This window comes from Paralcaligenes sp. KSB-10 (genome assembly GCF_021266465.1).
In the GTDB taxonomy this organism is placed as follows: Bacteria; Pseudomonadota; Gammaproteobacteria; order Burkholderiales; family Burkholderiaceae_B.
On the sequence record NZ_CP089848.1, the window covers coordinates 2,395,554 to 2,407,953 of the forward strand.

Genomic DNA, 12,400 nt, shown 5'->3' on the forward strand with positions numbered 1-12,400 from the left:
ACCGCCGTTATTTGTTTACCATAGTCGCTGTTTCGCGTTGTTTCAGGACGTAACTCTGGATGCAGGTATGTATGCAGGCCTCTCTCGCCATTGCCCTACGCAAGAACGCACTATTTACCGACTGCACGCAAATTGAACTGGCCCGCTTGCTGGCAGGTACGATTCAATGCGAGTTTCCGGCCGGCACGGAGATTTTTCAGGCGGGCGTCCAGGCGTCTTATTATTACTGGATACTATCGGGCGAAGTCGCGCTCAAGGCCGAACACGACACCTGGCATAGATGCGCCGATGAAGCGTTTGGCGATGAAGCCTTTGCGGACGATGCCTGCTACCTGCGCACCGCGCGGGCCACCACGCCGCTCGTTGCGCTGCGCATCACACGAACGGCGCTGCGGGCCCTGTCCGCGCATCGGCCCGAGATGCAATCGGCCGCCTTGATCGGTCTGGCGGCGCAGATGGGCAAAGTGGTAATGGAAGAACGCCCGACCATCAAAATCGAGCGCTCCTCTATGCCGATGAAACAACGCATCGGCTGGCTTGCAACGCTGGCGCTGCCGCCCCTGGCCTATCTGGCAGCCATGCAGAATGCGCTGCCGCAACACAGCGCCATCTACCTTGCCCTGCTCACCATGACAGCCACCATGTGGCTGTTCGCCGTGGTCGATGAGTTCGTCCCCCCCCTGATTGCCCTCGTGGCAATGCTGTTCATCAACCTGGTGCCGGCGCAAATCGCCCTGGCCGGGTTTTACTCGCCCGCATTTCTGTTATTGCTGGGCGTCTACGCCATCTCGGCCGTGCTGCTGAGTTCGGGCCTGGTCTACCGATTCATGCTCTGGCTGTTGCTCAAGGCACCCGACCGACCGTTCTGGCATCGTACCGCCCTAACCTTTTTCGGCATGCTGCTGTCGATCATGGTTCCTTCCGACAGCGCCCGCCTGGCGCTGCTGTTGCCGCTCTATCGCGAAATGGACAACAACATCGAAGCACCGCAACAGAGTCGCGAAGCCACCGCACTCATGATCGCCACCTTTATGGGCGCCACACTGTTTGCCCCCTTGCTGCTCACCAGCAAATCGGCTCATCTGGCCGCCTTCACCATGCTGCCCACCCAGGTGCAACTGCAGTTTCAGGGTTCCCACTGGCTGGTCGCCGCGGCCATCGTGGCCATTGGCCTGCTGGCCTGTCACCTGCTCGCCATGCGTTTTTTATATTCCTCAAATGAGGAAGCCCGACCCTTGCCTCGCGAACGCCTTGTAGTGCAATTGCGACTGCTGGGTCCGCTGGACAGCCGCGAATGGCTGGCCTTGTGCGCCTTCGTGGCGTTTCTGCTGGGCGCTGCGTTCCCGCAACTATATCTGTCGCTTACGGCATGGCTGGCGGGTTTTATTCTGGTCAGCCTGTTGGCGCTGGGCCTGTTCGACCGCAGGGCCTTCCTGCAAAATATCGATTGGCCCATGCTCTTTTTCATTTTGAGTCTTGATGGCTTGACCCGCGCCATCAACTATCTGGGCCTGAGTCCTTTGCTGATCAACGCCATAGGCAACAAGCTTGACTGGATTCATGGCCACCTGGGCTGGTTCATTCTGTTGGCGTTGGCGATAACCGTCGTCATACGGCTTGTTCTGCCACTGACCGCGGGCATGCTATTGGCATTGGCCATGCTCTTGCCAATGGGCATCGAGCAAGGCATCCACCCCTGGATAGTCATGTTCCTGGTGTCGCTATTCAGTGATATCTGGTTTTTCCCGCACCAGATGTCCACGTATACCCAGGCAAAAAACAACGGCCTGCAAGCGCGCTGCAGCGAATCGATATTCATGCGCCATATATGGTGGCTAAACCCTCTGCGTGTGCTGCTGGCGTACGCTTCAATTCCTTATTGGAACTGGCTGGGACTGAATTGAAGCGCCATCGATATCCCACTGAAACATTCTTGATATCTCTCCGATGAAATCACGACTGACACTGCTATTTGCCGGGCTGCTTGTTATTTTGCTCTTTGCCGCAATGAGCCTATTCAACCACGACAAGCCACGCATATTGATATTGCACAGCTACACCGAAACGGGTCAATGGGAACAAGCGGTCAACGAGGGTATAAACCGCGAACTGGCCCAAAACCGGACGCCCATTTCGATTCGCTGGCAATATATGGCGTTTACCGACCAGACCGACAAAATAGACTGGAGCGATGCCGCAAAACAAGCCGAGCACGTCATCAACACCTACCGGCCCAATATCCTGGTACCAATAGGCGAAGAGGCCCAGAAATACGTAGGCCGCAACTATGTGAACCACGCCGGCATGCGTATCATATACGCAACGAGTGAACACCCCTCCCACTTCGGATACCCTGACGCCGCAAACGCCACCGGCATCAGAGAAGTATTGCCGCTGGCGGAGATTAACGATGTGTTGCGCTACCTGCGCCGGCAGTCGGTGCGCATTCGTGTATTGGGCATGGACGACGAAACGGGCAGGGCCGAGCGCGAGCAAGTGAAAGACTTCATCTGGGCGCCCAACCGCCTGGTCGACGTGCAACTAGTGCCCAATTTCGACGCGTGGAAAGCCGCGGTACACGCCGCAAATCAAGATGCCGACGTACTCATCGCGCTAAGCTTCAACGGCTTGCCGCTCTCGGCCACGGATGCTCATCCCGTCGACAACAAACTACTCTCGACCTGGACCGAACATGAATCCAAACCGCTGGTCATCGGCGTACGCGTACCTTTTGTGGAGGGCGGCGGCGCACTCGCGGTCGTTCCTTCTGCCGAAGGCATAGGAGCGCAGATCGGCAAGCGCATTATTACTTTGCTGGCGCTTAAGCCAGGCAGCGCGCTGCCGCGCGGCAGCGACAGCCAGGACTTTCTGATAGCGTTGCGCCCCGAGCGCCTGGCCCAACGCAAGCTCTCGCTACCTGCAATTTACACACAAGCGGCACGAGCGTCGCATACGCTATTTGAATAGCCCTATGCCTCCCGCCACCGCCGTTACCGCCTTGGCGCGCGGTCAAATCATGGTAGGCTTGGGGCAACTTGCACGCCGCCAAAATTTCATGCATAATCTCACCTCTTCGCTAGACGCACCAAATTTTGGGGGTATAGCTCAGCTGGGAGAGCGCTTGCATGGCATGCAAGAGGTCAGCGGTTCGATCCCGCTTACCTCCACCAGTCTATCCGAAGAACCTGCATTCAATATGTTAGAATGCAACGCTGTTTCGTCCTGTCCCCTTCGTCTAGAGGCCTAGGACATCACCCTTTCACGGTGAGTACAGGGGTTCGAATCCCCTAGGGGACGCCAGATTTTTCTCAAAAAATCTGCTTTGGTTTATGTATACACCGCTGCGGAGCGGTAGTTCAGTTGGTTAGAATACCGGCCTGTCACGCCGGGGGTCGCGGGTTCGAGTCCCGTCCGCTCCGCCAAAGAATTCAGTGAAATCAAGCATCTACATCATGCAGGTGCTTTTTTTTCGCCTTGATTTTTCTTCCAAACCGCTAGGTTTCATTCCAAAACTCCCCTTTTTCAGCCTCTTTACCGGTGGTTAAGCCGCGCCAGGCCTAGCTCTGCGAGGTAAAGGCTAAAATCTCAAACAGAAATGGAAATTCAGCTGCGCTGCCTTGCTGCAGTTTGGCAAAAAGCCGATCCGCGTTCTCCGGCGTAGCCGTTTGTCGGACAGACCCGGCACCTGCCTCACAAGCCGCCGCAGATTACGCGAAGCAACACCTGCGAGATAGTCGGGGAAGGCTGTGAGCGGCACTAGCGATCGCCAGCGATATCCATGATGGTTCGTGAATATGACGCTTGCAGTCATATACAAAATATTGTATAAACTACCCATGCCCGCCCTTAAGCCTATCGAGTTTCTGGGAAGCTCACTTGATGATCTTCGCGCCTTCCCTCTTTCTGCCAGGCGCGAAGCTGGCCACCAGATCGATCAAGTTCAGAACGGCTCGGACCCGGATGACTGGAAGCCTATGAACACAGTAGGCCAAGGTGTCAGGGAAATCCGCGTTCGCGATAGTGCCGGCACCTTCAGGGTCATCTACATTGCCAAGTTCGCCGATGCTGTCTATGTGATCCACTGCTTTCAGAAGAAGACGGAAAAAACCAGTAAGGCGGATATAGATTTGGCCTCGAAACGTTATCGGGACCTGTTGCAGGAGCTAAACAAATGAGCAGCCAACGATTTTCTAACGTCTGGGATGCCATCGAGGACACCCAGGAAGAAGCGGAAAACATGAAGCTTCGTTCAGCCCTCATGACTGCGCTGAAGCAGCACATAACTCGTGTCAAGATGAGCCAGGCCGAAGCCGCCAAGCTTTTGGGCGTGACCCAGCCCCGTGTCTCTGATCTGATGCGTGGAAAAATCAACGTTTTTGGTCTTGATGCGCTGGTGAACATGGCCGCCGCAGCTGGGCTGCACATTGAAATGCGTGTGTTTGAGTCTGCCTGAAGGCGCCGACGCATGCTTACATTGGACTCATGGAGACGAGACAGATCCGCTGTCGGCCAGAACTAGTCATTCAGCCATTTGCTTTCTGGACTCATCGAAGACTGTAACGTTGGACTTTCTAGGTTTGCTTGAAAACTATAGTCGGCTTTTCTAGCACCATTGCTGCAGCTAAATTTTTTATCTGAGTGACAACCGCGTATGGATTGTCGTTTAAATATAGTTAGGTTTTCCATGGCGTATTTAGATTGTGAAACCGTTGAATCGACCATATCTTGCATCGCAGAAATATATGACGTTCAGCCTGAGCAGATCATTGACTTCTTTGATCATTTCGACATAGAGCAGCACTTCGAGAGAAAAAGATCAGAAGGAGATGGCGCTCATGAAATGAAGCGCCTTCTGGAGGATATCTTTGGCCAACCAAAGAACCCTATTACTAGGACATATTGGTTCCACCTGACTCGCGTCCCAGAGGGCACTTCTTTTCAAGATGGCATCTTGCCTCTCAATGAAGCCTTGCCTCGTATATGGGAAATGCTTTACAAGATTTTAAGTAAAACCAATCATGCAAGTCGTTTGAGGGAAATGGCTATAAATGGTGTTGCTGACTTTCAATACACATTCAAGACAACCGACTCGCTTCATTGGGGGCCTTATTCAATGCTTGTTAAGGCTATTGGCGGATTCGCTGAATTGGCCGGAAATCATGACTATCTAAAAACACCAGAGATCGTGGAAGACATTTGCAACGGTTATGAGCAGCTGTATAACGAAAATATTCAGCAGCTAGTAGAGGCTGGCCTCGTGCCAACTATTGTGAAATTTTGGTCTGAAGATCCAGAGGATCAGTACGGTCTGAAATCTGCAATCTACTATGCCTATTTGGCCCATAACAAAATGGAACTGAGCGGTCCAGCAAACACTTGCTTTGACGGTCGGAACTCTATAGTGCAGCCGAATCGTATTGTTTATGTAGAGCATCTTCACAGTGGTCCCTCTTGTTTTTAACCAGGACGCCAAACCAGCTGCGCAGCTTCCTGCCCGTTAACGTAGGCGTTAGTAACTGTCTGTGTCTGCAATGGATCGAAAGCAGCCACCATCCTGCATCTCTCTTTCGCCAGAAATCATTATTGAAGGATATAACATGACCACTTGCAGGCCCATCCCAGGAGCAAGGCTGAGCATGAATTTCACTTCAAAAAACTTTGGAATGAAACTACGCCAAACCGCATGAAGCGACATCAAACCAACACGTTTTTGGAATAGGATGCGGCTGTAAACCTGCATAAACATTGACTTCGACAATGGGCCTGTCACGCCGGGGGTCGCGGGTTCGAGTCCCGTCCGCTCCGCCAAAGAATTCAGTAAAAAAAAGCACTTACATTGAGTAAGTTTTTTTTGCCTCGACTTTTATTCCAAAGTTTGTTTTTGTTCCGAAGTCCGCCTTTTCCGACTTCTTTAGTCGGCCGCAAAGCCCCGTCAGACCTAGCGTTCCATGGTGGCCCTGGGCTTGCCCTATTGATTCGTGATGCGCAACACACTACAATTATCCTATGATCAAGAGCTTTCGGCACAAAGGCCTTCGTCGGCTGTTCGAGACTGGCAACGCATCCGGCGTTCAAGTAAGCCATGCCAAACGCCTTCGTCTACAACTGTCCGCCCTTGATACCGCTCAGGTTATCGAAGACATGGACATCCCAGGATTTAGGCTCCATCCCCTCAAAGGCTCAATGAAAGACCGCTGGTCAATCACCGTCAACGGAAACTGGCGTATCACCTTTGAGTTTGAAGACGGAAACGCCTATGTGCTGGACTATGAGGACTATCACTGATGAACATGCACAATCCACCCCACCCCGGTGAATTTATCTCTGGCATCTACCTTGAGCCCAACAATATCAGCGGGCGCGAACTTGCTCAAGCACTTGGCGTAGCCGCCTCTACCCTCAGCCGAGTACTCAACGGCACTTCTCGTGTGACGCCCGAAATGGCGCTTCGCCTTTCCAAGTCACTTGGGCGCAGCCCGGAAAGCTGGCTGACTATGCAGGACGCTTACGACTTGTGGCTCGCTCGCCAGCACGTTAATTTGCAAGGTGTCGGCAAACTCCAATTCGCCGGAGCCTAGTACCTTTGGTTGCCAACTACCAGCATGTCGGTATCCAAGCCAGTCGTGCAAGAAGAAATCACCGGATGCGGAATTGCATCGGTCGCCAATATCCTGGGATGCATGACCCGATCCAGCATTGTTGTCTATCAAGCACTACCAGGAAGAAGGCAAAGACTTCTGGCATTGGGATAAGCAAGCAATTGCCCCACGCAGTTTCGCGATGGGTCATCATTGGTTTCATCGTGATCTAAACTTGTTCACCAAAAATTCAACGAGTGCGCGTACTCGCGCCGGCACAAACCGAGCGCTAGGCAGTAAGGCATGCAGTGGATAGATCTCAGTATTCCATTCTGTTAAAAGTGGAATGAGTTCCCCATCGGACAACTCGTCTTCTAACTCTAACCTTGTCTTGAAAAGTATTCCGTACCCAGCTACTGCCCAGGCACGAGCAAGAGAGGCGTCATCAGCACTACGGTCACCGCTCACCCGCACGTCAGTGACAACCCCGCCTCGCTCAAAACGCCACAAGCGATGAGGTTGACCGCCGCGCATATAGGTTAGGCAGTTATGGTGCTTTAAATCATGCGGCGATAACGGTGTGCCATGACGTTGTAAATACTCAGGGGACGCGCATAACACGGCCTGAGGGGCCACCAACAGGCGGCCAACCAATTGAGAGTCCGGCAGCTCGCCGTAGCGCAATGCCAGATCGACTTCGTCGCGCACCACATCCATCGGCCTATCGCCCACGTGCAGCTGCAATTCCACCGCCGGGTGCAAATTTAAAAATTCATTTAGCCATGGCATCAGTACACTACGCGTTAAGTCCGACGGGGCTGCGAGCCTTACAACTCCTACAAGCTCGGCTTGATCGATACCTACCTGAGTTTCGGCTTCGCTAAGCAAGTCGAACGCACGCTGGGCATAGTCCAGCAATATTCGCCCTTCGTCCGTAATACGCATAGCGCGAGTAGAACGTTCGAACAATCGGGTACTGAGTTGGCTCTCGACCCGCTTAAGCGCAGCACTTGCCGCCGACGGCGTCATTCCTAGCGCTGCTGCCGCGCCAGTTAATGAGCCTGTGCGTGCGGTGTGAAGGATAACTAGCAGATCACTTAGATTTTCAATTTTCATTTGAAAGTAATAGTAATACAACGCTATTATCATTTTAAATTTCATTTGCTAACCTGTCGACCTGAGTTCGGAACATTCTTTTAAAGACAGGAACATCATGACTACAACTACTTCAAGCAAGAGCTTTTCCACACCAACTGTACGATCAGAAACCGCCAACGCGCTTGTAACGGCTGCCCGTTCGGCCTCAGCAGAACTGGGAATAATTGTTTCGATTGCGGTTACCGACGCAGCCGGACATCTGGTCTCCTTTGAACGCGCCGACGGCGCCCCATTTTTGAGCATTGATGTCGCTATCGATAAAGCTTGGACGGTTTCGTCATTCGGTTTAGGGACTCATGTGTGGAATGACATTCTGCAAGACAGCAAAGTATCTCAGCTGGCTCATCGACCGCGCGTCGTTTCCGTAGGAGGCGGTTGCGCGATTGTAGAAGGTGGCAAGGTCATCGGCGGCATCGGCATCTCTGGCGGTAACGCACTACAGGATCGGCAGGCAGCCGAGAAAGCACTTCGCTCATTAGGGTTCGAAGTAGCTTGATCGGACAAACGCTTACAACAAGGCCAAATCATGAAAGCAATCGGTTTTTATAAGAATCACCCTGTGGACCACCCTGATTCACTTGTCGATGTCGATATTGAGGTGCCAGAGTTAGGCGACTTCGATCTGCTAGTCGAGGTCAAGGCGGTTTCCGTCAATCCCGTCGATACGAAAATTCGCATGGGAGGCACAATCCCGCCGGATCGACCACGAATTATTGGATGGGACGCTGCCGGCATCGTTCGAAAGGTCGGCGCTAAATCGACTCGATTTGCCCCCGGCGATCGCGTCTGGTATGCGGGCGACATTAACCGGCCGGGCAGCAACTCCGAACTGCAGACTGTCGACGAACGCATTGTTGGACTAATGCCTGTCTCGCTCGACTTCGCCGAAGCTGCATCGTTACCGCTGACAGCGATTACTGCTTGGGAATTGCTGTTTGATCGACTTCAGGCACATGCAGCAGACCCAACCGAGCACAATGTATTGCTCGTAACGGGTGCCGCTGGCGGTGTCGGCTCAATCCTGACGCAACTCGCACGACGTCTAACAGGGTTGACTGTTATCGGTACGGCATCAAGACCGGAAACGCGTGACTGGGTGTTGCAGCACGGTGCTCACTATGTGATCGATCATCATCAGCCTTGGGTACCTCAGCTTGCCGAGTTAGGTATTAAAGAAGTCTCGCACGTTGTAGGGCTCAACTACAGCGCAAGATACATCGCACAGATCGCTGAAGCAATGCGACCAGAGGGGCAATTTGCGTTAATAGATGATGCGGAGAATCTCGACATCGGACCATTCAAAGCAAAATCCATTTCCATTCATTGGGAGTTGATGTACACGCGTCCAATCTTTAAGACCCGCACCATCGAGCGGCAGCACGCACTGCTAAACCGATTAGCTCAACTAGTGGATGCGGGCGACATCAAACATACATTAACGAAACGTATAACCGGTTTCAATGCATTGACGCTACGCGACGCCCATCGTTTGGTGGAGGCCGGCGACATGATCGGTAAGGTTGTCGTTACCAGAGAGTGACGTGGCTTCGACGAGCTGCGCATGAGGCGGGTGAACAATCGCCACGAGCAGTGCGACGACCTCAGCGATGTCTTCGGTGGCGCCGATGCAACCCAACGGAATATTCCGGAGCCAATCATCAGGGGAAAATCCCGGAATCGTTTTGCTAAACTCGTAGGAACCCGGCGTCGAGATGATGCCGGGCGATACGACATTCACACGGATGCCGCTCGGCGCGAGTGGGTGATCACGAACTTGCCGCGGCGGCCGTACATCGCTCACGGCTCCTTCTTGAATAAGTCCTGGAAGATCAAAGGCCCCCAGCTCTTGTCCTCGCGCGCCTGCACAAGCGCGCCACCCTCTTCGAGCTTCCCGAGATTGACGGGCGCGAAACCGAGTTGTTCGGCAACCGCCGCCACCGACGCTGCAGCACCTTCGTCGTCGCCCGACAGGAACACGACCCGCCGACCGCCATTGACGTGCGGGTCGGTAGCCAGGGTGCCGGCGAGGAGATGGTTGAAGCCCTTCACGAACCGGGCACCGGGGAAGGCTTTGGCGGCCACGGCAGAGGAGACGCCAAAACCATTCATCGCGTCGACAATTGTCCTGCCCTGCCAGCTCGCCAGATTTTGGGCGACCTCGCGATGTTCCCCGAAGGGGACCGCCAGAAAAATCAACTCGGCCTTGATTGCTTCCTGCAGCGTCTTGGGGATGACCGTGGACCCGATCGCCTGTGCCTCCGGCATCAACGCTTCGGGCGGTCGCCGGCTGGCGACGGCGATTTCGATGTTCTTGCGGGCAAAGGCGCGGGCGAGAGCCTGGCCGATCTTGCCGAAGCCAATAATTGCATAGCTCATATATTCTCCTTGGGTTTACCACGCCCTACGGGCTCCAAATATCGAATTGGAGTGGCCGGCCGGGCGTAGCGCGTCAGATTTGTGCCAGGCCGCCATCGACGGCGACCTCGCTGGCGGTCATGAAGCTGCTGTCCTGCGACGCGAGAAAGGCAGCGGCCGATGCCGGTAGCGCCACCGGTGATCACAGCGGTCTTTCCATTCAGCCTGGTCATGTCGTGCATCCTTGGAGTTGTACGGAAGCAGGGAACTGCTTACTCAGTGTCAAAGCGAGTATGGGCCTATTGACACATCAATACAATTGACGAAAAATCGCTTAATTCAATCTACTTTTTAGATATATATGCTCGACAATGTCACCATCAACCAACTGCGCGCGTTCGTTGCGGTATGCGATCAGGGAAGCTTTTCGGGTGCGGCGCGGAAGCTCAGACGCGCACAGTCAGCCATCAGCCACGCGATCAAGGCGCTGGAAAGCGCGTTTGATGTCGAGTTGTTCGAGCGAAATACACGAAAGGCGCAGCTCACCGCGGCGGGGCGCAGCCTCTTGCCGGACGCGCGGGCGGTAATCTCACGCACGGAAGAAATGAAGAACCGCGCCGGCTCGATCGCCAGAACCGGGGCGCCACAGGTTTCGATTGCGATCGATACCTACTTCCCGCGCGCCCACCTGATCGACTGTTTGCGGACGCTGCAAGAAGAGTTCCACACTGCAGCGATCGACCTGCGAATCACGAGCATGCAGGGCGGCGAGAACCTGGTGCTCCAAAAGATGTGTGCCCTTGCCGTCACGATCGAGAACGTGACGGAGGTGAACCCGGATGCCATGGAACGCCGTTGGCTGTGTGAGGCGAAGATGGTGACGGTATGTGCGCCATCCCATCCACTCGCTTCGACACCGAAACCCATCCCGATGGACGAGTTTGGTGGACATATTCAGATCGTAGTGACGGACAACCAGCCGGGAGCGGAAAAGACCCAACAGGGAGTCGCCGGCAAGCGCCAGTGGCTGGTCAATGATCTCGGTGCCAAGCGTGATCTTCTCAAGGCCGGTCTCGGCTGGGGACACTTGCCGCGGCACCTCGTTGGCGAGGATCTGGCGAGCGGACAGCTCGTGGAACTTGAACGCCGCGCCTGGCACATCGGTTCGCTCACGTTCATGATCTCGCAACGACGGGGGTATGACCTCTCCCCATGCGAGTCGCGGCTGGTCGAGCTCCTTGGCGAACCTCAGTGCATCCCAAAGAAAACCAGGCGGCGCTCCGTCTCAGGCAAAGGCGCAAAAGCCTGAATAGATCCGGATGAAGCACGCCGTGCCGGCCCTGACCCAAGCCCCGATAGACGATGTCTTTAAATACCAATACCAACCCATCGAATCCCGTAAACAACCCGAACCAAAAACGCACCAGACAATGGACCAGCCAGCCTGGAATTTCCAGGCTAGCGGAACACAACGGTCTTGCGGCCGTTCAGAATGATTCTATGCTCGGCATGCCACTTGACAGCATGCGCCAGGGCAATGCATTCGGCGTCCCGTCCGATGTTGGCGAGTGTTTCGGGGTCGAAGGCATGGTCGACGCGGATTACCTCCTGTCCGATTATCGGCCCTTCATCGAGTTCGGCCGTTACGTAGTGCGCGGTCGCGCCGATCACTTTTACCCCGCGCTCGTATGCCTGATGGTAGGGCCTGGCTCCCTTGAACCCAGGCAGGAACGAATGGTGAATGTTGATCGCACGCCCTACAAGCTTGCTGCAGAAATTGTCAGAGAGAATCTGCATATAGCGCGCAAGCACCACAAAGTCCGACTTCGTCGACTCGATGACATCGAGCACCCTATCCTCTTGCTCGGCCTTCTTGCCCGGATCCAGAGGAAAACAATGGAAAGGTATGTTGTACGAGGTAGCGAGCGAATAAAAATCGGGATGGTTCGAGACAATGGCGCGGATATCAACGTGCAGCAATCCGGAACCATGCCGAAACAATAAATCGTTCAGGCAATGTCCGAACTTCGACACCATGATCACAACACCCGGCCTGATGGTCGTATCGTTCAGGCTCCACTGCATCGCAAAGGCATCCGCCAGTTCCGTGAACTCGCCGGCAAGTCGTTCACGGCTATGCGTACTGGAAAAACATACCCGAATGAAAAACCGGTTGTTGCTTACATCGCCGAACTGGGCACTGTCGAGAATATTGCAACCACGATCAGCCAGGAATCCAGCGACAGCATGAACGATGCCGGGGCGATCCAGGCACGATAAGAGCAAAACAAATTTTTTACACACGACTT

14 protein-coding genes, 3 tRNA genes and 1 pseudogene are annotated in these 12,400 nt (G+C 54.3%); 13 read left to right on the forward strand and 5 right to left on the reverse strand.

The genetic code is table 11. The annotated features are described in order from the left end of the window. The first annotated feature begins 71 nt into the window (after positions 1-71). The 10 genes from LSG25_RS10845 to LSG25_RS10890 all read left to right on the forward strand — a co-directional run bounded on the left by LSG25_RS10845 (position 72) and on the right by LSG25_RS10890 (position 6,578). On the forward strand, positions 72-1,904 hold the full coding sequence (locus LSG25_RS10845) for an SLC13 family permease (RefSeq protein ID WP_232740956.1): 1,833 nt from the start codon (positions 72-74) through the stop codon (positions 1,902-1,904). Between the two features lie 43 nt (positions 1,905-1,947). Further along, a complete protein-coding gene (locus LSG25_RS10850; protein WP_232740957.1) occupies positions 1,948-2,967 on the forward strand; it encodes a hypothetical protein in 1,020 nt (339 codons plus the stop codon). 127 nt (positions 2,968-3,094) lie between these two features. Beyond that, a tRNA-Ala gene (locus LSG25_RS10855) sits at positions 3,095-3,170 on the forward strand. Positions 3,171-3,224: 54 nt separating this feature from the next. Next, positions 3,225-3,300: transfer RNA gene (locus LSG25_RS10860), tRNA-Glu, on the forward strand. A gap of 45 nt (positions 3,301-3,345) precedes the next feature. Next, a tRNA-Asp gene (locus LSG25_RS10865) sits at positions 3,346-3,422 on the forward strand. Between the two features lie 372 nt (positions 3,423-3,794). Beyond that, positions 3,795-4,175 (forward strand): type II toxin-antitoxin system RelE/ParE family toxin, encoded by a 381-nt coding sequence (locus tag LSG25_RS10870; protein WP_370636007.1) that lies wholly within the window; start codon positions 3,795-3,797, stop codon positions 4,173-4,175. Next, the gene (locus LSG25_RS10875; RefSeq protein ID WP_232740958.1) at positions 4,172-4,453 is read left to right on the forward strand and encodes a helix-turn-helix domain-containing protein; all 282 of its coding nucleotides are present in this window, start codon (positions 4,172-4,174) and stop codon (positions 4,451-4,453) included. Before LSG25_RS10870 ends, LSG25_RS10875 begins: the two co-directional genes overlap by 4 nt. 231 nt (positions 4,454-4,684) lie before the next feature. Beyond that, positions 4,685-5,461, forward strand: coding sequence for a hypothetical protein (locus tag LSG25_RS10880; protein ID WP_232740959.1), 777 nt, complete (start codon positions 4,685-4,687; stop codon positions 5,459-5,461). Between the two features lie 545 nt (positions 5,462-6,006). Next, complete coding sequence (locus LSG25_RS10885; RefSeq protein WP_232740960.1) at positions 6,007-6,285, forward strand: type II toxin-antitoxin system RelE/ParE family toxin; 279 nt, start codon at positions 6,007-6,009, stop codon at positions 6,283-6,285. Further along, entirely contained in the window at positions 6,285-6,578 is a 294-nt protein-coding gene (locus tag LSG25_RS10890) for a HigA family addiction module antitoxin (protein ID WP_232740961.1), read from the forward strand. Before LSG25_RS10885 ends, LSG25_RS10890 begins: the two co-directional genes overlap by 1 nt. Positions 6,579-6,797: 219 nt before the next feature. Here LSG25_RS10890 and LSG25_RS10895 read toward each other — a convergent pair whose 3' ends face one another. Then, positions 6,798-7,739 (reverse strand): LysR family transcriptional regulator, encoded by a 942-nt coding sequence (locus tag LSG25_RS10895; RefSeq protein WP_370635849.1) that lies wholly within the window; start codon positions 7,737-7,739, stop codon positions 6,798-6,800. Between the two features lie 52 nt (positions 7,740-7,791). On the opposite strand from LSG25_RS10895, the gene LSG25_RS10900 reads away from it, so the two are divergent. Further along, a complete protein-coding gene (locus LSG25_RS10900; RefSeq protein ID WP_232740962.1) occupies positions 7,792-8,232 on the forward strand; it encodes a heme-binding protein in 441 nt (146 codons plus the stop codon). A 30-nt stretch (positions 8,233-8,262) separates the two neighbouring features. Beyond that, positions 8,263-9,276: a zinc-binding alcohol dehydrogenase family protein gene (locus LSG25_RS10905; protein ID WP_232740963.1), complete on the forward strand. Its 1,014-nt coding sequence runs from the start codon at positions 8,263-8,265 to the stop codon at positions 9,274-9,276. Here the strand turns inward: LSG25_RS10905 and LSG25_RS20500 are convergent. From LSG25_RS20500 to LSG25_RS10915, 3 genes and pseudogenes are all read right to left on the reverse strand, one after another. Then, positions 9,208-9,537, reverse strand: a complete 330-nt coding sequence (locus LSG25_RS20500; protein WP_370635850.1) for an SDR family oxidoreductase — start codon at positions 9,535-9,537, stop codon at positions 9,208-9,210. The two genes, LSG25_RS10905 and LSG25_RS20500, sit on opposite strands and share 69 nt — an antisense overlap. Further along, positions 9,534-10,112 (reverse strand): NADPH-dependent F420 reductase, encoded by a 579-nt coding sequence (locus LSG25_RS10910; protein WP_232740964.1) that lies wholly within the window; start codon positions 10,110-10,112, stop codon positions 9,534-9,536. The genes LSG25_RS20500 and LSG25_RS10910 overlap by 4 nt, the downstream gene beginning before the upstream one ends. A gap of 73 nt (positions 10,113-10,185) precedes the next feature. After that, positions 10,186-10,272 (reverse strand): annotated as a pseudogene (locus LSG25_RS10915) (oxidoreductase); the annotation flags it as partial. A 180-nt stretch (positions 10,273-10,452) separates the two neighbouring features. Here LSG25_RS10915 and LSG25_RS10920 point away from each other — a divergent pair. Then, positions 10,453-11,400 carry a LysR family transcriptional regulator gene (locus LSG25_RS10920; protein WP_232740965.1) on the forward strand — a complete coding sequence of 316 codons (948 nt, stop codon included), beginning with the start codon at positions 10,453-10,455 and terminating at the stop codon, positions 11,398-11,400. Positions 11,401-11,549: 149 nt separating this feature from the next. On the opposite strand, the gene purU is transcribed toward LSG25_RS10920, so the two are convergent. Next, a complete protein-coding gene (gene purU, locus LSG25_RS10925) occupies positions 11,550-12,395 on the reverse strand; it encodes a formyltetrahydrofolate deformylase (RefSeq protein ID WP_370635851.1) in 846 nt (281 codons plus the stop codon). Between the last annotated feature and the right edge of the window lie 5 nt (positions 12,396-12,400).